Consider the following 19,279-nt stretch of genomic DNA (forward strand, 5'->3'; position numbering starts at 1 on the left):
CCTCCTCACGCCACGCTCCGCGCGGCGCGAGCCTCCGGAGGGGGCCGGACGCCGGCCCCCTCACCTCCCGGGTGAGGGGGCCGGCGCGCGTCCCGGCTCCGGGGATCCGGGTTCAGCTCAGCCGAACACCTGGGTCCACCACGGGCCGCCCGGGCCCTCGGCGATCCCGACCCCGAGCCGGGTCAGGTCGCAGTCCAGGATGTTCGCCCGGTGGCCCGGGCTGGTCATCCAGGCCGCCATGACCGCGGCGGCGTCGGACTGGCCCCGGGCGATGTTCTCCGCCCGGGCGGAGGTCCCGGCCGCGGCCGCCCGCTCGAACGGGTCCCGGCCGTCGGGGTCGGTGTGGTCGAAGAAGCCGCGGTCGCGCATGTCGGCGCTGTGCGCCCGGGCGAGGGCGGCCAGTCCCGGGTCGGCCACGAGGGCCCCGCAGCCGGCGGCCGCCCGCTGCTGGTTGACCAGCGCGAGGACCTGCTGCTCGGCCGGCCCTGCCGGTGCCGGGGCCGCCGCTGCGGGAGCCGGCGTGCCGGCCGGCGCCGGCGCGGTCGGCGTCCCTGCCGCCGACGGCGTGCTGCTGCCGGACGGGGTGCTGCTGCCGGGCGGCGTGCTGCTGCCGGACGGCGAGCTGCTGCCCGACGGCGAGCTGCCGGTGGCCGGCGGGGTGCCCGGCCCGGTGCTGCCCGGGGTGCCGCCGGGTGTGCCGGGGGAGGTCGTGCCGGGGGAGGTCGTGCCGGGCCGTGTCGTGCCGGGCGGCGTCGTGCCGGGCGGTGTCGCGCCCGACCCTGGGGCGGTGGCGCTGCCCGGCCCGGTGGTGCCGCCGGGCGGCGTCGTGCCGGCCGCCGTCGTCCCGGGCGGGGCCGGCTCGGGCGGGGGAGGGGCGCCGTCCGGCTCGCCGTCCACGTCCAGCCGGACCGTGCCCGACTCGAGGTCCGCGCCGCCGGGCTCCAGGTCGGTCGAGGCGTCGACCGTCACGGTGCCGTCGGCCGGGGTGCCGGCGCCGGGGACGACCAGGACGGCGAGCACGACCGCGGCCACCGCCGCGCAGACGCCGGCTCCCGACAGCAGGGCGGCCCGTCGGCGCAGGAACGCCGTGAGCCGGGTCAGCGGCCCCGGGCCGGTGGTCATGTGGTGCACGAGGGGTCCTCACGAGTTGCAGATGACACGGATGTGCTTTACCGGAGACTAGACGTGATCGGTCCGTCACGAAAAGCCACCGAGGTCAGCCGCCCCCCGCTGGCCCGTGGTCCGTCCGGGTGGGTGCCCGGTGGGCATCGTCGGGCGGGGCAGGCAGCATGGAGCCGCACCGCACGACCGCCGTACCGCACGACCGCCGAACCCGAACCGAACCGACAGGAGCACGCCGCCGGTGAGCGACGTCTGGCTCAACATCCTCATGGTCGTCGTCTTCGTCCTGATCGGCGGCTTCTTCGCCGGGGCGGAGATCGCCCTGGTCTCCCTGCGCGAGTCGCAGGTGCGGGGGATGACCGAGTCCGGCGGCCGGCGCGGCGCGGCCGTGGCCCGGCTGCTCAAGGACCCCAACCGGTTCCTCGCCGCCGTCCAGGTGGGTGTCACCCTCGCCGGCTTCTTCTCCGCCGCCTTCGGGGCCAGCACGCTGTCCCAGCCGCTGGCCGACGTGCTCCAGGAGCGCGGCCTCTCGCCCGGGCTGGCCGGCACGCTCGCGCTGATCCTGGTGACGATCGCGATCAGCTACCTGTCCCTGGTCGTCGGCGAACTGACCCCCAAACGCCTGGCGCTGCAGCGGGCCGAGGGCTTCTCCCTGCTCGTCGCCGCGCCGCTCAACGGCGTCGCCACGGCGTTCCGCCCGGTCATCTGGCTGCTGTCCCGGTCGACCAACCTGCTGGTCCGCCTGCTCGGTGGCGACCCGAAGGCGAGCGGTGAGGAGATCAGCCAGGAGGAGCTGCGCGACCTGGTGGCCGCGCACGAGTCGCTGAGCAGCGACGAGCGGCAGCTCATCGGCGAGGTCTTCCGCGCCGGAGACCGGGAGGTCCGCGAGGTCATGACGCCGCGGACGGAGGTCGACTTCCTCGACGCGTCGCTGACCGCGAGCCGGGCGGCCCGGCAGGTCGCCGACAGCAGCCGGTCCCGCTTCCCGGTCGTCGGCCGCGACCAGGACGACGTCGTCGGCTTCGTGCACATCCGCGACCTGCTGCTGCCCAACCACCCCGCCGGGCGTGCGGCGACCGTCGGCGACCTGGCCCGCGAGGTGAAGCGGCTGCCCGGTACCGCCGGCGTGCTCACCGCGCTGTCCGGCATGCGCCGGGAGAACCAGCACCTGGCGATCGTGGTCGACGAGTACGGCGGCACCGACGGCATCGTCACCCTCGAGGACCTCATCGAGGAGGTCATCGGGGAGATCTACGACGAGTACGACGAGGAGGTCGCCCCGGGACCCGCTGCGGTGCCCGGCGGCCCCCAGGACGTCGACGGCCTGCTCAACCTCGACGACTTCGCCGAGGTGACCGGGCTGCGGCTGGCGGAGGGCCCCTACGAGACGGTCGCCGGCTTCGTCCTGGCCGAGCTCGGCCGGCTGCCGGAGGTGGGCGACGTCATCGAGGTCGAAGGCCGCCGGATGAGCGTGGTCGAGCTCGACGGGCGGCGGATCGCGCGCCTGTCGGTCACCCGCCCGGCACCGCCCGCGCCCGACCCCGAGTCGGTGGAGAGCGCGGCGGGCCCGGCCTAGCGGCCGCTCTGCAGAGCACCGCCCCGAGCCCTGCGGGAGGCGGTCAGCGGCGGGCCTGCGCGACCTGCCAGGCGTCGCGGACGATGCCGGCCAGGTCGGTGTGCCGCGGTGCCCAGCCCAGGTCGGCCCGGATGCGGTCGCTGCCGGCCACCAGTTGCGCCGGGTCACCGGCGCGCCGCTGCCCGACCTCGACCGGCACCGGGTGTCCGGTGACCTCCCGGACGGCGTCGACCACCTGCTGGACCGAGAAACCCGTGCCGTTGCCGAGGTTGTAGATGCGGTGCTCGCCCGGCTGCGGTGCGGTGAGCGCCAGCAGGTGGGCGTCGGACAGGTCCTGGACGTGGATGTAGTCGCGGATGCACGTGCCGTCGGGCGTCGGGTAGTCCTCGCCGTACACCGTCATCACCTCCCGCTGACCGGCCGCCACCTGCAGCGCGATCGGGATGAGGTGGGTCTCGGTGGTGTGCCGCTCGCCCAGGCCGTAGGCGGCTCCCGCCACGTTGAAGTAGCGCAGGCTCACCGCGGCGAAGCCGTACGCGGTCGCGTACGAGGTCAGCATCGCGTCGACGGCGAGCTTGGTGGCGCCGTAGGTGTTGGTCGGCCGGGTCGGCGCGTCCTCCGGGATCGGCACCTGCTCCGGCTCGCCGTAGGTGGCCGCGGTCGAGGAGAAGACGATCCGCCGGCAGTCGGCGGCCCGCATGGCCTCGAGCAGGGCCAGCGAGCCACCGACGTTGGTCTCCCAGTAGGTCTCCGGCCGGACCTGCGACTCGCCGACCAGGCTCTTGGCGGCGAAGTGCAGCACCGCCTCGGGCCGGACCTCGGCCAGCACCGGCGCCGAGTCCTGCAACGAGGCCGTCACGAGCCGGGCGCCGGGCGGGACCGCGTCGGCGTGGCCCGTGGACAGGTCGTCGAGCACGGTCACCTCGTGCCCGGCCTCCAGGAGGGCGGCGGTGACTACGCTGCCGATGTAGCCGGCGCCGCCGGCGACCAGAACGCGCATGGGACCCACCCTAGGGACGGCGGAGCGGACGCACCCGACCCACCGGGGCGGGTCCGCCCTCGGGAGGACGGACGACGTGGTCAGCGCACGCCCGGCGGTGCGGTCCCTGCCGGCCTACCGGCCCGGGCGGAACCCGGCGGACCTCGCGCGCGAGCTCGGGGTGGCCCGCGCGGTCAAGCTGGCCAGCAACGAGGTGGCCTTCCCCCCGCTGCCCGCGGTCGTCGAGGCGCTGAGCACCGCGGCCGCGGAGACCAACCGCTACCCCGACAACGGCGCCGTCGTCCTCACCGAGGCCCTCGCCGGCCGCTACGGCGTCGACCCCGCGCAGGTCGTTCCGGGCTGCGGCGCGGTGATGCTGTGCCAGCAGCTCGCCCAGGCCTACAACGACCCGGGCAGCGCGATCGCCTTCGCCTGGCGCAGCTTCGAGATGTACCCGCTGCTGGCCCAGGTGGCGGGCGCCCGGTCGGTCCCGGTGCCGCTGGTGCCGGGGCGGCCGGGTGGACCGGCCGACACCCACGACCTCGAGGCGCTGGCCGCCGCGGTCGACGCCGACACCCGGCTGGTCTTCGTCTGCAACCCGAACAACCCGACCGGCACCGCCGTCGGCCGGGACGCGCTCGAGCGGTTCCTCGACGCGGTGCCCGCCGACACCCTCGTCGTGCTCGACGAGGCCTACCGGGAGTTCGTCACCGACCCCGACGTCCCCGACGGCATCGAGGTGATGCGCGGACGGCCGAACGTGGCGGTGCTGCGCACCTTCTCCAAGGCCTGGGGGCTGGCGGGCCTGCGGGTGGGGTACCTGGTCGCCGAGGATCCCGCCGTCGCCGACGCCGTCCGGCGCACGCACGTGCCGTTCAGCGTCTCGATGCTCGCCCAGGCCGCCGCGGTCGCCGCGCTGGCCAGCGAGGACGAGGTGCGCCGCCGGGTCGCCGCGGTCGTCGCCGAGCGCGACCGGCTGACCGCCGGGCTGCGGGGCCTGGGCCTGGACGTGCCCGACAGCCAGGCCAACTTCGTCTGGTTGCCCACCGCCGGACGGACGGCGGAGCTCGCCGCGGCGCTGGAGGCACGCGGGGTCATCACCCGCCCGTTCGCCGGCGAGGGGATCCGCGTCACCGTCGGCACCCCCGAGGAGGACGACCTCGCGCTCGCAGCCCTCGGCGAGGTCCTCGGCCGGAGCACCGGCCCGGGCGAGGCCCAGGAGGTTCCCGCGGTGCCGGCCGCCACGCCGACCGGCTGACCGGGCTCGCCCGCCGCGGCCTCGCACTTCGCCGGCCGATGCGGGAGGGGCAACCCGGGCCCGGCTCCGGGCTGGTTTGATGGCCGACGTGCCACCGTCCCCCACGTCGCTGCCCCGTGTGCTCTCCGGCATCCAGCCGACAGCGGGGTCGTTCCACCTCGGCAACCACCTCGGAGCGCTGCGCCAGTGGGTCGCGCTGCAGGAGACCACCGAGGCGTTCTACTGCGTCGTCGACCTGCACGCCATCACGCTGCCGCAGGACCCCGCCGAGCTGCGCCGCAACACCCTGGCCTCGGCCGCCCAGCTGATCGCCCTCGGCGTCGACCCGGGCCGCAGCTCGCTGTTCGTGCAGAGCCACGTCCCCGAGCACCTGCAGCTGTCGTGGGTCCTGGAGTGCCTCACCGGCTTCGGCGAGGCCAGCCGGATGACCCAGTTCAAGGACAAGAGCCAGCGGGAGGGCACCGCCGGCGCGTCGGTGGGCCTGTTCACCTACCCGGTCCTGCAGGCCGCCGACATCCTCGTGTACCAGGCCGACCAGGTCCCCGTGGGCGAGGACCAGCGCCAGCACCTCGAGCTCACCCGGGACCTGGCGATCCGGTTCAACGGCCGCTTCGGCGACACGTTCACCGTGCCCGAGACGCTGATCCCCGCCGGCGGCGCGCGGATCATGGACCTGCAGTCGCCGGAGAAGAAGATGAGCAAGAGCCTGCCGCCGGCCGGCTGCGTGCTGCTCCTCGACGACCCGAAGGTGACGGCGAAGAAGATCCGCTCCGCCGTCACCGACACCGGCCGCGAGATCGTCGCCGACCCGGTGGGCAAGCCCGGGGTCACGAACCTGCTGACCATGCACAGCGCGCTGTCGGGCACCCCGGTCGCGACGCTGGAGGAGCAGTTCGCCGGCCGCGGCTACGGGGACCTGAAGAAGGAGCTCGCCGAGGTCGTCGTCGACTTCGTCACCCCGGTCCGCGAGCGCACCCAGGAGCTGCTCGGTGACCGGGCCGAGCTCGAGCGGGTGCTCGCCGCCGGCGCCTCCCGGGCCCGCGAGGTGGCCGCGCAGACGGTGGCCGCGGCGTACGACCGCGTCGGGTTCCTCCCACCGGCGGGTCCGCGCGCATGACCCGGCCACCCCAGCACGACGACACCTTCGTCCCGCGCAGCCGCCCGCGCCCGGAGACGGCGGTCGTGGGCATCGTCGTCGCGATCCCCGAGCCGTGGGCGCAGCTGCTCACCGACTGGCGGGCCAAGTGCGGCGACCCCCAGGCCGGCCTGGTGCCGCCGCACGTGACCCTGCTGCCCCCCACCGAGGTGCTCGCCGCCGACCGGTCCGGGGTCAGCGAGCACCTGGCCGCGGTCGCGCGGCGGCACCCGCCGTTCGACATGCACCTGGCGGGCACCGGCACCTTCTCGCCGGTCTCGGAGGTGGTGTTCGTGGCGGTGGCCCGCGGCATCGGCTCCTGCGAGCTGCTGGCCGACGACGTGCGCAACGGCCCCCTGGGCCGGCCGCTGACCTACCCGTACCACCCGCACGTCACGGTCGCCCACGACGTCTCCCCGGACATGCTCGACCTGGCCTACAGCGCCCTGGCCGACCTGTCCGCGGAGTTCCGCGTCGAGCACTTCACCGAGTTCGAGCAGGCGTCCTCGGGGGCCTGGGTGGTGGCGCGCGAGTACCCCCTCACCGGCCCGCGCCCGTAGCCCGTCCGCCCGCTCCGCCCGGCGGGTGAGGTCGCCCGTCGCGGTCCCGGCGGAAGTCGCTGCCGCCGGTCGCAGCTAGCAGACTGGGCCCGGTGAGCGCGACCCGTGCCCGGCCCGAGCAGGCCGGCCCTCCCGGCGGGTCCGCCGGGGCCGGGGGGTCCGACGGCGACGACGGCGCCGGCCCGCCCGGCGGGGCGAACCGGCCGGCGGGCCGGTTCGCCTGGGTCGGGCAGGCCTGGGAGCGCGGCGAGGTGGGCCTCGACGGGCTGCGCCGCCGCTGGGCCTGGTTCGACCACCTCGCCCGGGCCGGCGGCCGCTACCAGCGCAGCCAGGGCAGCCTGCTGGCCGCGGGCGTCACCTACTACGCCTTCCTCGGCCTCTTCCCCGTGCTGCTGCTGGTCGCCTCGGTCATCGGGCTGGTCCTCGCCGGTGACGCGCTGCTGCAGCGCGAGCTCTACGACGCCATCCGCGAGGCGTTCCCCGGGGCGACCGGCGAGAGCATCGTCGAGGAGCTGCAGAGCGCGGTCGGGGCCGCCGGCGTGGTCGGGGTCATCGGCCTGGTCGGGTTCCTCTACGCCGGTCTCCGGGTGATGGACAAGCTGCGGGTCGGGATGGAGCTGATCTGGAAGGGCCGGGTCGACGAGCCCGAGTTCCTGCGGGACAACCTCCAGGACCTCCTGGCGCTCGTGCTCCTCGGCGCCGTCGGCCTGCTGAGCCTGGCCCTGACCGGCGTCGCGACCACCGCCACCACCTGGACCCTCCAGCTGATCGGCCTCGACGACGTCGCGGGGCTGTCGCTCCTGGCCACCGTCGTGGGCCTGCTCCTGGCCCTGGGCAGCGACGTCGTCGTCTTCCTCTGGCTGCTCAAGGTCGTGTCCGCCAGCCCGCACCGGCTGCGCGACCTGTGGCCGGGCGCGCTGTTCGGCGCCGTCGGCTTCGAGCTGCTGAAGGTGGTGGGCAGCTTCTACCTGTCGCTGATCGGCGACAGCGTCACGGCGTCGGCGCTCGGTGGGGCGGTCGGCGTCCTGGTGTGGATCAACGTCGTCTTCCGGTACGCCTTCTTCACCGCCGCGTGGACGGCGACCCTGCGCCGCTTCGCGCCGGCGGACGCCTGACCGCGCGGCGCCGGCCGACCACCGTGGCGACGACGACCCCTGCCGCGGCCACGACGAGCACGCCGCCCACCACCGCCGGCGCCCCGCCGCTCTGCTCGCCGTCCGTCGCGGCGGCGGCCGGCAGCGGGCCGGCCGGTGGCGCGGACGTGGCGGCCGGGGTCGTCGTCCCCGCCGCCGCCGGCTCCGCGGTCGCGCGGGCCTCGGCGCCGGAGTCGACCAGCCGGCCCACGCCGCCGGTGCCCGGGTCGGTGCCGAAGCCCCAGTCCAGCAGCAGTGCGGCCTGGTCGGCGGCGCGCAGCGGCAGGTTCTCGGTGCCCATGACGCTGACCACCAGGCGGCGGCCGTCGCGCTCGGCCGCGGTCACGAAGGTGTGCCGCGCCGCGTCGGTGAAGCCGGTCTTGCCGCCGAGGCCGCCCGGGTAGCCGCTCAGCGGGTTCTGGTTCTGGATCTGGTAGCCGGGGGAGCGGCCCTCGACCGGCGGCATCTGCGCGGTGGGGGCGACCAGGATCGCGGCGGTGACCGGGTCGGCGACCAGCCGGCGGAAGACCAGGGCCAGGTCGTAGGGGGAGGAGGACTGCCCGGCGACGTCCAGGCCCGACGGCGTCCCGGCGACGGTGTCGAAGGCACCGATCTGCTCCGCCGTGGCGTTCATCGCCGCCAGCGTGCGGTCGACCCCGCCGGCCGCGCGGGCCAGCGCGTTGGCCGCGTCGTTGCCCGACTGCAGGACCATGGCCACGAACAGCAGCGACACCGGGTACCGGCCGCCGGCGACCAGCCCCACCCGGCTGCCCTCCACCTGCTCGTCCTCGACGGTCCCCTCCACCACCTGCGCCGGGTCGAGCAGCGGCGCCAGGGTGAGCAGGGTCAGCGCCTTGAGGGTGCTGGCCGGGTAGTAGCGGCCGTGCGGGTCGCGCGCGGCGAGCACCTCTCCGGAGAGGGCGTCGGCGACCAGCCAGCCGCGGGCGACGATCCCCTCGGGCAGCGGCGGCGTGCCGTCGGCGACGACGACGTCCCGGGTGTCCAGGTCCTCGCCGCCCACGGTGCCGCCGCCGGGCGCGCTGCCCTGGGGCGGGAGACCCGGGTACGGGGCGGTCGGCGTGGGCGCTCCGGGGTCGGCCGTCGGCCGTGCCGGATCGGCCGCCGCCGGGCCGGACCCGGTGAGCAGTACCACTCCCGCAGCGAGCACCGCAGCGGCCCGCCGTCGCCACCCGCGCCCTCGCACGGCGCCGACGCTAGCCCGGCCGGCAGGTGACCGGGCCGGTGACCCGGCACACGCGCCACCGGCGTCGGCAACGATCGCGTCTCTATCCGCCGCTCGCCCCTGGGGGCCGGGCGGTACCCGCGGGTAGCTTTCCCCCCGTCGCCGTCGGCGGCCGAGCCGGCTCACCGCCGGGGAGGACGCACGGCGGCGGGTGAGCCCACCGGGCCGCGCCCGGCGACACCGGGTGCGGTCCCCAAGAGGAGGAGAGACGTCGTGCGCGGAGCGCGGATGAGGAAGGCCGGCTTTCGGGCGACGGCGCTGCTGCTGGCCGGCAGCCTCGCGCTGGTCGGTTGTGCCAGCGACGAGGACGAGGGCGGCAACGGCGGCGGCGGCGGTGGCGGCGGTGGCGGCGGTGGCGGTGGCGGTGACGAGCTCCGCATCGGCCTGGCCTACGACACCGGCGGCCGGGGGGACCGCTCGTTCAACGACTCCGCGTACGCGGGTGTGCAGGCCGCCATCGACGAGTTCGGCGGCGAGGTGCAGGAGTTCAGCCCGAACGACAGCGGGTCCGACCGCGTCGAGGGTCTCGCCACCCTCGCCGAGCAGGGGTACGACCCGGTCATCGCGGTGGGCTTCGCCTACGGCGACACCATCGGCGAGGTGGCCGAGGACTTCCCGGACACGACCTTCGCGATCATCGACTCCTCGGTCGCCGAGCTGGGTGCCGACAACCTGACCGGCATCCTGTTCGCCGAGGAGCAGGGGTCCTTCCTGGCCGGCGTCGCGGCCGCGCTGAAGAGCGAGACCGGTCAGATCGGTTTCGTCGGCGGCGTCGAGTCGCCGCTGATCCAGAAGTTCCAGGCCGGCTACGAGGCAGGTGCCCGTGCGGTCAACCCCGACATCGTGATCAACAGCCAGTACATCTCGCCGGCCGGGGACTTCTCCGGGTTCAACGACCCGGCCCGCGGTCAGATCCTCGCCCAGGGCATGTACGACGCCGGCGCCGACATCGTCTACCACGCGGCCGGCGGCTCGGGCACCGGCGTGTTCCAGGCGGCGGTCGCCGCCGGGCAGCTGGCCATCGGTGTCGACTCCGACCAGTACGAGACGGTCGACGACCCGGCGCAGCAGGCCGTGATCATGACCTCGATGCTCAAGCGGGTCGACAACGGTGTCCAGGCGTTCCTCGGCGACTTCGTCTCCGGCGACCTGCAGGGCGGCTCGGACGTCGTCTACGACCTGGAGAGCGACGGCGTGGGCCTGTCCACCAGCGGTGGCCAGATCGACGACATCCAGGGTCAGATCGACGAGTACCGCCAGCAGATCGTCAGCGGCGAGATCACGGTCCCGACCACTCCGTGACCTGACGCGCGGACCTGACGCGCGCGAGCGCAGGCGAGGCACGACGGCGGGCCCGGGGCACACCCCCGGGCCCGCCGCCGTGTCCGGCCCGGCCCCACCGCGGGCGAGGCGGGACGCGGGTGCGACATCATGCGGCGGTGCCCCGCCCGGACCGGGCGGGGGGACCGGCCGGCGCGGGCGACCCCGCTCCGGCCGGCCCGAGGCCGTCGACCAGGACGACCGGCCCCGACACCCGGGGCCGCAGCGAGGAGAGGGCCCATGGCCACAGCCGGTCCCACCGGGGACACCGACCCCGGGGGCGCCCGCCGCGGGGGAACCGACCCGGGCGGCGTCCCGCTCGCCGTCGAGCTGCGGGGGATCACCAAGCGCTTCCCGGGCGTGGTGGCCAACCGCGACATCGAGCTGCGGGTCCGGCGCGGCGAGGTGCACGCCATCGTCGGGGAGAACGGCGCCGGCAAGTCGACGCTGATGAAGACGCTCTACGGGATGCACCGACCGGACGAGGGGACCATCGCCGTCGACGGCCGGGAGGTCACCTTCCGCAGCCCGTCGGACGCCATCGAGGCCGGCATCGGCATGGTGCACCAGCACTTCATGCTGGCCGACTACTTCACGGTCCTGGAGAACATCGTCCTGGGCAGCGAGCCGACGCGCCGCGGGCGCCTGGACAGGGCCGAGGCCCGGCGGCGGATCAACGAGATCTCGGCCCGGTACAGCCTCGGCCTCGACCCCGACGCCCACGTCGAGGACCTCGGCGTCGGCGACCGGCAGCGCGTCGAGATCGCCAAGGTGCTCTACCGCGGGGCCCGCACGCTCATCCTCGACGAGCCGACCGCGGTGCTGGTCCCGCAGGAGGTCGACGAGCTGTTCCGGAACCTCGCCGAGCTCAAGCGCGAGGGCCTGACCGTCATCTTCATCTCCCACAAGCTCGACGAGGTGCGCCGCGTCGCCGACTCGATCACCGTCATCCGGCGCGGCACCACGGTCGGCGAGGCCGACCCGCGCACGACGACGGTCAAGGAACTGGCCGAGATGATGGTCGGGACGCAGCTGCCCACCCCCGCCACCCGCGAGTCCACCGTCCGCGAGACCGTCGTCCTGGGGCTGTCGGGCGTCACCGTGCACGACGCCGCCGGCCGCAGCGTCGTCGACGACGTCGACCTGACCGTCCGCGAGGGCGAGGTCGTGGGGATCGCCGGCGTCGAGGGCAACGGTCAGGCCGAGCTCGTCGAGGCGATCATGGGTCTGCGCCCGCTGGCCGCCGGCACGCTCGCGCTGGGGACCGACGACATCAGCGCGTGGACCACCCGCACCCGCCGGGAGGCCGGTATCGGCCTCATCCCCGAGGACCGCCACCGCCAGGGCATGCTGCTCGACGCACCGCTGTGGGAGAACCGCATCCTCGGCCACCAGACCCGCCCGCCGGCGGTCAAGGGGCCCTTCATCGACCGCCGCGGCGCGCGCGCCGACACCGAGCGGATCATGCGCGAGTACGACGTCCGGGCGCCCGGGCCCGACACCCTCGCCGTCGCCCTGTCCGGTGGCAACCAGCAGAAGCTGATCGTCGGCCGGGAGATGAGCGCCGCCCCGCGGCTGCTGCTCGCCGCCCATCCCACCCGCGGGGTGGACGTCGGCGCGCAGGCCGTCATCTGGGAGCTGCTCAAGGACGCCCGCGCCGAGGGGCTGGGCATCGTGCTCGTCTCGGCCGACCTCGACGAGCTCATCGGCCTGTCCGACACCCTGCACGTCATGCTGCGCGGCCGACTCGTGGCCACCGTCGACCCGACCCGGGTCACCCCCGAGGAGCTCGGCGGGTACATGACCGGCGCCCGGACCGCGGCGGGTGCGGCGTGAGCCCCCTCCGCCGCGCCGGGCTGGCGCTGCTCGGGCCGGCGCTCGCGCTGGTCGTGGCCCTGCTCATCTCCGGCCTGGTCATCGTGGCCATCGGGGAGAACCCGTTCACCGCGCTCGAGGTCATCACGAACCTGGGCGAGACGCCGTCGGCGCAGGTCCAGTCGATCGTCGTCATCCTCAACCGGGCCGTTCCCCTGTTCCTCGCCGGGCTGGCGGTCTCCATCGCGTTCCGGATGGGCCTGTTCAACATCGGCGTGGAGGGCCAGTACCGGCTGGCGACCATCCTGGCGGCCGCGGCCGGCGCCGCGGTGAGCCTGCCCGCCCCGCTGCACGTGCTGTTCATCATCGTGGTCGCGATGCTGGTCGGCGCCTTCTGGGCCGGCATCGTGGCGGTGCTCAAGGTGACCCGCGGCGTCAGCGAGGTCATCAGCTCGATCATGCTCAACTTCGTGGCGCTGGGGCTGGCGGGCTTCCTGCTGACCGGTCCGCTGCGGGGCAGCCCCGAGGGCGCCGGCATCGTCACCACCGCCGAGATCGCGGAGTCGGGCCGGTTCCCCGGCCTGACCGGGATCCTCACCTCGCTGGGGCTGGCCCAGCCGCGCAGCGACCTGTACGGGTTCCTCCTCGTGGCCGTGCTCGTGGGCGTGGTGGTGTCGGTGCTCCTCTCCCGCACCCGCTTCGGCTACGACCTGCGCGCGACCGGTCTGTCGCCGTCGGCGGCCACCGCCAGCGGCGTCGACACCCGCCGGATGGTGGTCACCACGATGCTGCTCTCCGGCGCGGTCGCCGGCCTCATCGGCATGCCCGACCTGCTCGGGGCGAACTACGAGTACGGCACCGAGTTCACCACCGGGCTGGGCTTCCTCGGCATCGCCGTCGCGCTGCTGGGCAAGAACACGCCGGTCGGCATCGCGCTGGCCGCGCTGCTGTTCGCCGTCCTCGACCGGGCCGCGCCGCTGCTGCAGTTCCAGGACATCCCGGCGTCGGTCGTCACGATCATCCAGGGCACGATCGTGCTCGCCGTCGTCATCGCCAACGAGCTCGCCCGCCGGCTGGCCCGGCGCTCGGCCGAGCGGGGAGCCGCCCGCGCCTCGGGCGCGCCGCCCGACGGCGGCGGCGGGGGGACGGGGACCCCGTTGCCGCCCGACGTCGGACCCGACGGCGGGCACCGCGCGTACACCGGCGTGCCGGGCGCGCCCGAGGGAGCACAGCAGGGGGGCACGCGATGAGCACGGTGTCGACGGCCGCCCAGCCCGGTGGCGCCCCCAGCCGGGGGCCGCTGACCGACCTTCTGTTCGGCGGGGGCCGCCAGCGGCGGTTCCTGTGGTTCGCGGTCGGCGTGGTCGCGGTGTTCTCGGTGGTCCGGGTGCTCTCCGGCGAGGTGGCGCTGACGTCGTCCTCCACGCTCGGGGCGGCGCTGCTGCTGGCAGTGCCCATCGGTCTGGCGGCGCTGGGCGGGCTGTTCTCCGAGCGCGCGGGCGTGGTCAACATCGGCCTCGAGGGGATGATGATCCTCGGCACCTGGGGGGCCGGGTACGGCGGCTGGCAGTGGGGATGGGTGGGCGCCCTCGTCTGCGGCACGCTGTTCGGTGCGCTCGGGGGCCTGCTGCACGCGGTGGCCACCGTGAGCTTCGGCGTCGACCACGTCGTCTCCGGCGTGGCGATCAACCTGCTCGCCGGCGGCGTGGTCCGGTTCCTCTCCGAGCTGGTCTTCACGGAGGGGACCGGCGGTGGGCCGACCCAGTCGCCGTCGCTGGCCGGCAGCCCGCCCAGCTTCTCGGTGCCGGTGCTGTCCTCCGGACCCGACTGGCTGGGTGAGCTGGAGTCCCGGCACTGGTTCCTGGTGAGCGACGTCGCCGGCCTGCTGCGCGGCGTCACCAGCGGGATCGGCCTGCTCACGCTGCTCGCCGTGCTGCTGGTGCCGGTCTCCTACCTGATCCTGTGGCGGACGGCGTTCGGCCTGCGGCTGCGCTCGTGCGGCGAGAACCCGGCGGCCGCGGACTCCCTGGGCGTGCCGGTGTACCGGCTCAAGTACATCGCCGTGGTCATCTCCGGGGCGCTGGCCGGCCTCGGTGGCGTCTTCCTGGTGTTCATCGCCGGCATCTACCGCGAGGGGCAGACCGGCGGGCGCGGGTTCATCGGCCTGGCGGCGCTGATCTTCGGGAACTGGCGGCCCGGCGGGCTGGCCGCCGGTGCGGGCCTGTTCGGCTTCGCCGACGCCCTGCAGCTGCGCAGCCGCTCGGCGGTGGTGGCCCTGCTGCTGATCGTCGCGGTCGGCCTCGCGGTCGTCGCGGTCGTGCAGCTGCGGCGGGCCCGCTACTGGCAGGCCGGCCTCGCGCTGGCCTTCGCCGCGGCGGCGCTGTGGGGCTTCCTCACCATCGACGTCCTCGCGCCGGGACTGGTGTCCTTCACCCCGCACCTGATCACGCTGCTGGTGCTCTCGCTGGCCTCTCAACGACTACGGATGCCGAAGGCCGACGGGTTGGTCTACCGGCGAGGGGAGAACTAGGTGACGTCGCCCGGGATCGACTGGGACGCGCTGCGCAGCGCGGCGCGCGAGGCGATGACCCACGCGTACGCCCCGTACTCGCGGTTCCCCGTGGGCGTCGCCGGGCTGGTGGACGACGGTCGCGTGGTCACCGGCTGCAACGTGGAGAACGCCTCCTACGGGCTGGGCCTGTGCGCCGAGTGCGGCATGGTCAGCGACCTGGCCCGCACCGGCGGGGGCCGGCTGGTGGCGGTGGCCTGCGTCGGCGGCGACGGGCAGCCGCTCATGCCCTGCGGGCGCTGCCGGCAGCTGCTGTGGGAGCACGGCGGCGCGGAGATGCTCATCGAGACGGTGTCGCTGGGCATCGTGCCGATGCGCGAGGTGCTGCCGGACGCGTTCGGCCCGGACGACCTGGTGAAGGCGGCCGGGCGGTGACCGCCTTCGACGCGATCGACGTCCTCCGGGCCAAGCGGGACGGCGTCGAGCTGACCGCCGACCAGATCCGCTGGGTGATCGGCGCCTACACCGCCGGGCAGGTGCCCGACGAGCAGATGAGCGCGCTGCTCATGGCGGTCTTCTTCCGGGGCATGACGCCGGGCGAGCTGGCCGTCTGGACGCAGGCGATGATCGACTCCGGCGAGCGCAAGGACCTGTCCTCGCTGGGCCGCCCGACCGCCGACAAGCACTCCACCGGCGGCGTCGGGGACAAGACGACGCTGCCGCTGGCGCCCCTGGTGGCGGCCTGCGGGGTCGCGGTGCCGCAGCTGTCCGGCCGCGGGCTCGGGCACACCGGCGGCACGCTGGACAAGCTGGAGGCGATCCCGGGCTGGCGCGCCGACGTGCACGAGGAGGCCTACCTGCGCCAGCTGCGCGAGGTGGGCGCCGTCGTGTGCGCCGCCGGCAACGACCTCGCGCCGGCGGACAAGAAGCTCTACGCGCTGCGCGACGTCACCGGCACGGTCGAGTCGATCCCGCTGATCGCCAGCTCGATCATGAGCAAGAAGATCGCCGAGGGCGCCGACGCGCTGGTGCTCGACGTGAAGACCGGCTCCGGGGCGTTCATGAAGGACGTCGCCTCCTCCACCGAGCTGGCCCGCACGATGGTCGGCCTCGGGGAGGCGGCCGGCGTCCGCACCGTGGCGCTGGTGACGGCGATGGACCGCCCCCTCGGTCGCGCCGCGGGCAACGCCGTCGAGGTCGCCGAGTCGGTCGAGGTGCTGGCCGGCGGCGGGCCGGCCGACCTCGTCGAGCTGACCCTCGCCCTGGCGCGGGAGATGCTGGCCGGAGCCGGCCGCGACGACGTCGACCCCGCCGACGCCCTGGCCGACGGGCGCGCCATGGACGTGTGGCGCCGCATGGTCGCCGCGCAGGGCGGGGACCCCGACGCGCCGTTGCCGCGGCCCGCCGAGCGGCACGTGGTGACGGCACCGGCCACCGGCACGCTCACCCGGCTGGACGCGTACGCCCTCGGCGTGGCCGCCTGGCGGCTGGGTGCCGGCCGGGCCCGCAAGGAGGACCCGGTGTCGGCGGCCGCCGGTGTGACCTGGACGGCGACCGTGGGGGAGCAGGTGACCGCCGGTCAGCCGCTGCTGGAGCTGCAGACCGACGACGCCGCGCGCATCCCGCGGGCGCTGGAGGCGCTGGAGGGCGCGGTCGGGGTCGACACCGACGACGTCCCGCTGCCCCTCGTCCTCGACCGCGTGACCGGAGTGTGAGAGGCGAGGAGACCTCGCTCCTCGCACTCCGGTCAGCGGGTATGGCGCCGGTCACGCCGGGGGGCGGAGCACACTGGGCAGTCGTGAGCAGTCCGACCGCGGTCCCGGCGACGAGCACCACGCCGCGTCCCGCCACCCCGCTGGACCCCGACGCGGCGATCTCCGTGCGCGGGCTGGTGCGCCGCTACGGCCCGGCCGCCGCCGTCGACGGGCTGGACCTGGACATCCACCGCGGGGAGATCTTCGCGCTGCTCGGGCCCAACGGCGCCGGCAAGACGACCACGGTGGAGATCTGCGAGGGGTTCCGGCGGCGGGACGCCGGCGAGGTGCGGGTGCTGGGCACCGATCCCGCGGCCGGCGGGCGGAGCTGGAAGGCGCAGCTGGGCATCGTCCTGCAGTCCGGTGCCGGCGACAGCCAGCTGACCTGCCGCGAGCTGCTGCGCGCGCAGGCCGCCTACTACGCCGACCCGCGCGACCCCGACGAGGTGCTGGAGCTGGTCGGGCTGACCGAGAAGGCCGGCGTCCGCGGCCGGGCGCTGTCCGGTGGCCAGCGACGGCGGCTGGACGTGGCCCTGGGCATCGTCGGCCGGCCGACCCTGCTGTTCCTCGACGAGCCGACCACCGGCTTCGATCCCGAGGCCCGCCGCCAGTTCTGGTCGCTGATCCGCTCCCTGCGCGACCTCGGCACCACGATGCTGCTCACCACCCACTACCTGGACGAGGCCGAGGCGCTGGCCGACCGGGTGGGCGTGATCGCCCGCGGCCGGCTGGTCGAGGTCGCCGTCCCCTCGGCGCTGGGCGGGCGGGGCAGCGCGCCGGCCGTCGTCAGCTGGACCGAGGACGGCGTCCGGCGCAACGCGGAGACCCAGACGCCGACCGGGCTGGTGGCCGAGCTCGCCACCCGCTTCGGCGGCGAGGTGCCCGACCTCGCCGTCGCCCGGCCCACCCTCGAGGACGTCTACCTGCGGATGATCGGAGAGCCCGCGTGACCGTGACCTCGGAGCGCGCCCTGCCGAGCCTGGGCGCCGTCTACCGGACCCGCGCCGGGGTCGAGCTCAAGGAGTTCTTCCGGCAGCGGGAGTCGGTGGTCTTCAGCCTCGCCTTCCCGGTGATCCTGCTCGTCGTCTTCGGCGCGGTGCTCGACTACGACATCGGCCTGGGCATCCCGTTCACCCAGTACTTCATGGCCGGCATCGTCGCCGCCGGCATCCTCGGCGTCAGCCTGCAGAACATGGCGATCTCGATCGCCACCGAGCGCTCCGACGGCACCCTGAAGCACCTGATGGGGACGCCGATGCCGCGCAGCGCGTACTTCGTCGGCAAGGTCGCGCAGGTCCTGGTCACGACCGTGCTGATCGTGCTGATCCTCCTGGCGGTCGGCGCCGTCTTCTACGACGTCGCGCTGCCCTCCGGCTCCGACTGGGTGACCTTCGGCTGGGTCGCCCTGCTCGGCGCGGCCGCCTGCACGCTGCTGGGCATCGTGGTCTCCAGCCTGGCCCGTAACGGCCGCTCGGCCTCGGCGATGGTCACGCCGATCGCGCTGGTGCTGCAGTTCATCTCCGGTGTCTTCTTCCAGTTCAGCCAGGTGCCGAGCTGGATGCAGACCATCGCCTCGCTGTTCCCGCTCAAGTGGATGGCGCAGGGCTTCCGGTCGGTGTTCCTCCCCGACGCGCTCGCCGTCGACGAGCCGGCCGGCTCCTGGGAGCTGGACCGGGTGGCGATCGTGCTGGGGCTGTGGTGCGTCGCCGGGCTCGTCCTGTGCGTGCTGACCTTCCGCTGGCAGGACCGGGGGACCGACTGATGGCGACCGTGCCCACCGCCGCGCAGCTGCGCCGCGCGCCGAAGGTGCTGCTGCACGACCACCTGGACGGCGGGCTGCGGCCGCAGACTGTGCTCGAGCTCGCCGACGAGGCGGGCTACCGCGGCCTGCCGGCCGGGGACGCCGGGACGCTCGGCACCTGGTTCCGCGCCGCTGCCGACTCCGGCTCGCTGGTGCGCTACCTGGAGACCTTCGCCCACACCGTCGGCGTGATGCAGCGGCCCGAGGCGGTCCGGCGGGTGGCCCGCGAGTGCGCCCTGGACCTGGCCGCCGACGGCGTCGTCTACGCCGAGGTGCGTATGGCCCCGGAGCTGGGGACCGCGCAGGGCACGCCGATCGAGGCGGTCGTGGAGGCCATCCTCGACGGCTTCGCGGCCGGCAGCGCCGAGGCGGCCGCCGCCGGGACGCCGATCCGCGTGGGCGCGCTGCTGTGCGCCATGCGGCAGGCCGACCGCTGGGACGAGGTGGCCGGGCTCGTGGTCCGCTACCGCGACGCCGGCGTCGTCGGGTTCGACCTCGCCGGCCCGGAGATCGGTTTCCCGCCCGACCGCCACCCCTCGGCGATCGCGCTGCTCGACCGGGCCGGCGCGCACCGCACCGTCCACGCCGGTGAGGCGGCCGGCGTGGAGAGCATCCGCGCGGCCCTGGACGGCGCCCGCGCCCAGCGGCTGGGCCACGGGGTGCGGATCGCCGACGAGGTGCCCGCCGACGGCCCGCTGGGCCCGCTCGCGCGGCGGGTGCTCGACGAGCAGGTGCCGCTGGAGGTCGCGCCGTCGTCCAACGTGCAGACCGGCGCGTACCCGACGCTGGCCGCGCACCCGGTCCACCGGCTGCACAGGGCCGGCTTCGCCGTCACGGTGAACACCGACAACCGGCTGATGAGCGGGGTGAGCGCCACCAGCGAGCTCGCCGACGTCGCGGCCACCTTCGGCTGGGGGTGGGACGACGTGCAGCAGGTCACCGAGCGGGCGCTGGCCGCCGCCTTCCTCGACGACGCCGAGCGCGACCGGCTGCTCACCGACGTCGTCCGGCCGGGGTACGCGGCGCTGCGACCCTGATCACCACCGGAATCCCGGGGAGGCGGCCGCTGCTAAC

At 75.1% G+C, this 19,279-nt stretch carries 17 protein-coding genes; 14 read left to right on the forward strand and 3 right to left on the reverse strand.

Translation table 11 applies throughout. The features are described 5' to 3' along the window. Positions 1–117: 117 nt before the first annotated feature. Positions 118–1,122 (reverse strand): CAP domain-containing protein, encoded by a 1,005-nt coding sequence (locus ACK586_RS02230; protein WP_409328850.1) that lies wholly within the window; start codon positions 1,120–1,122, stop codon positions 118–120. Positions 1,123–1,363: 241 nt separating this feature from the next. Between ACK586_RS02230 and ACK586_RS02235 the strand changes: the two genes are divergently transcribed. Then, the gene (locus ACK586_RS02235; protein WP_409328812.1) at positions 1,364–2,698 is read left to right on the forward strand and encodes a hemolysin family protein; all 1,335 of its coding nucleotides are present in this window, start codon (positions 1,364–1,366) and stop codon (positions 2,696–2,698) included. A 43-nt stretch (positions 2,699–2,741) separates the two neighbouring features. On the opposite strand, the gene galE is transcribed toward ACK586_RS02235, so the two are convergent. Continuing rightward, positions 2,742–3,698, reverse strand: coding sequence for a UDP-glucose 4-epimerase GalE (galE, locus tag ACK586_RS02240; RefSeq protein ID WP_409328813.1), 957 nt, complete (start codon positions 3,696–3,698; stop codon positions 2,742–2,744). 76 nt (positions 3,699–3,774) lie between these two features. Here galE and hisC point away from each other — a divergent pair, with 76 nt between their 5' ends. The 4 genes from hisC to ACK586_RS02260 all read left to right on the forward strand — a co-directional run bounded on the left by hisC (position 3,775) and on the right by ACK586_RS02260 (position 7,745). Next, on the forward strand, positions 3,775–4,935 hold the full coding sequence (gene hisC, locus ACK586_RS02245) for a histidinol-phosphate transaminase (RefSeq protein ID WP_409328814.1): 1,161 nt from the start codon (positions 3,775–3,777) through the stop codon (positions 4,933–4,935). Positions 4,936–5,023: 88 nt separating this feature from the next. Next, positions 5,024–6,052 carry a tryptophan--tRNA ligase gene (trpS, locus tag ACK586_RS02250; protein WP_409328815.1) on the forward strand — a complete coding sequence of 343 codons (1,029 nt, stop codon included), beginning with the start codon at positions 5,024–5,026 and terminating at the stop codon, positions 6,050–6,052. Continuing rightward, positions 6,049–6,630, forward strand: a complete 582-nt coding sequence (locus tag ACK586_RS02255) for a 2'-5' RNA ligase family protein (RefSeq protein ID WP_409328816.1) — start codon at positions 6,049–6,051, stop codon at positions 6,628–6,630. The genes trpS and ACK586_RS02255 overlap by 4 nt, the downstream gene beginning before the upstream one ends. 92 nt (positions 6,631–6,722) lie before the next feature. Next, entirely contained in the window at positions 6,723–7,745 is a 1,023-nt protein-coding gene (locus ACK586_RS02260) for a YihY/virulence factor BrkB family protein (RefSeq protein ID WP_409328817.1), read from the forward strand. Here ACK586_RS02260 and ACK586_RS02265 read toward each other — a convergent pair. Next, positions 7,693–8,967 (reverse strand): D-alanyl-D-alanine carboxypeptidase family protein, encoded by a 1,275-nt coding sequence (locus ACK586_RS02265; RefSeq protein ID WP_409328818.1) that lies wholly within the window; start codon positions 8,965–8,967, stop codon positions 7,693–7,695. The two genes, ACK586_RS02260 and ACK586_RS02265, sit on opposite strands and share 53 nt — an antisense overlap. 252 nt (positions 8,968–9,219) lie before the next feature. On the opposite strand from ACK586_RS02265, the gene ACK586_RS02270 reads away from it, so the two are divergent. The 9 genes from ACK586_RS02270 (at position 9,220) to ACK586_RS02310 (ending at position 19,242) form a co-directional block, all read left to right on the forward strand. Further along, the gene (locus ACK586_RS02270) at positions 9,220–10,308 is read left to right on the forward strand and encodes a BMP family lipoprotein (RefSeq protein WP_409328819.1); all 1,089 of its coding nucleotides are present in this window, start codon (positions 9,220–9,222) and stop codon (positions 10,306–10,308) included. Positions 10,309–10,566: 258 nt separating this feature from the next. Further along, positions 10,567–12,162, forward strand: a complete 1,596-nt coding sequence (locus tag ACK586_RS02275; RefSeq protein ID WP_409328820.1) for an ABC transporter ATP-binding protein — start codon at positions 10,567–10,569, stop codon at positions 12,160–12,162. Beyond that, positions 12,159–13,391, forward strand: a complete 1,233-nt coding sequence (locus ACK586_RS02280; protein ID WP_409328821.1) for an ABC transporter permease — start codon at positions 12,159–12,161, stop codon at positions 13,389–13,391. The genes ACK586_RS02275 and ACK586_RS02280 overlap by 4 nt, the downstream gene beginning before the upstream one ends. Beyond that, on the forward strand, positions 13,388–14,671 hold the full coding sequence (locus ACK586_RS02285) for an ABC transporter permease (protein WP_409328822.1): 1,284 nt from the start codon (positions 13,388–13,390) through the stop codon (positions 14,669–14,671). The genes ACK586_RS02280 and ACK586_RS02285 overlap by 4 nt, the downstream gene beginning before the upstream one ends. Continuing rightward, a complete protein-coding gene (locus ACK586_RS02290; RefSeq protein WP_409328823.1) occupies positions 14,672–15,085 on the forward strand; it encodes a cytidine deaminase in 414 nt (137 codons plus the stop codon). It begins immediately after the preceding gene. After that, positions 15,082–16,365: a thymidine phosphorylase gene (locus ACK586_RS02295; RefSeq protein ID WP_409328824.1), complete on the forward strand. Its 1,284-nt coding sequence runs from the start codon at positions 15,082–15,084 to the stop codon at positions 16,363–16,365. Before ACK586_RS02290 ends, ACK586_RS02295 begins: the two co-directional genes overlap by 4 nt. An 83-nt stretch (positions 16,366–16,448) precedes the next feature. Then, the gene (locus ACK586_RS02300) at positions 16,449–17,354 is read left to right on the forward strand and encodes an ABC transporter ATP-binding protein (RefSeq protein WP_409328825.1); all 906 of its coding nucleotides are present in this window, start codon (positions 16,449–16,451) and stop codon (positions 17,352–17,354) included. Then, positions 17,351–18,166, forward strand: coding sequence for an ABC transporter permease (locus ACK586_RS02305; RefSeq protein WP_409328826.1), 816 nt, complete (start codon positions 17,351–17,353; stop codon positions 18,164–18,166). Before ACK586_RS02300 ends, ACK586_RS02305 begins: the two co-directional genes overlap by 4 nt. Then, positions 18,166–19,242: an adenosine deaminase gene (locus ACK586_RS02310; protein WP_409328827.1), complete on the forward strand. Its 1,077-nt coding sequence runs from the start codon at positions 18,166–18,168 to the stop codon at positions 19,240–19,242. Before ACK586_RS02305 ends, ACK586_RS02310 begins: the two co-directional genes overlap by 1 nt. Positions 19,243–19,279 lie beyond the last annotated feature (37 nt).

It is taken from the genome of Trujillonella humicola (assembly GCF_046233715.1).
Taxonomy (GTDB): Bacteria; Actinomycetota; Actinomycetes; order Mycobacteriales; family Geodermatophilaceae; genus Trujillonella; species Trujillonella humicola.

What these genes read in the sequence shown, in the direction of transcription:
- ACK586_RS02230 (WP_409328850.1), bottom strand. Translation starts at nt 1,122, where the DNA reads ATGACCACCGGCCCGGGGCCGCTGACCCGGCTCACGGCGTTCCTGCGC.
- galE (WP_409328813.1), bottom strand. Translation starts at nt 3,698, where the DNA reads ATGCGCGTTCTGGTCGCCGGCGGCGCCGGCTACATCGGCAGCGTAGTC.
- ACK586_RS02255 (WP_409328816.1), top strand. Translation starts at nt 6,049, where the DNA reads ATGACCCGGCCACCCCAGCACGACGACACCTTCGTCCCGCGCAGCCGC.
- ACK586_RS02275 (WP_409328820.1), top strand. Translation starts at nt 10,567, where the DNA reads ATGGCCACAGCCGGTCCCACCGGGGACACCGACCCCGGGGGCGCCCGC.
- ACK586_RS02285 (WP_409328822.1), top strand. Translation starts at nt 13,388, where the DNA reads ATGAGCACGGTGTCGACGGCCGCCCAGCCCGGTGGCGCCCCCAGCCGG.
- ACK586_RS02310 (WP_409328827.1), top strand. Translation starts at nt 18,166, where the DNA reads ATGGCGACCGTGCCCACCGCCGCGCAGCTGCGCCGCGCGCCGAAGGTG.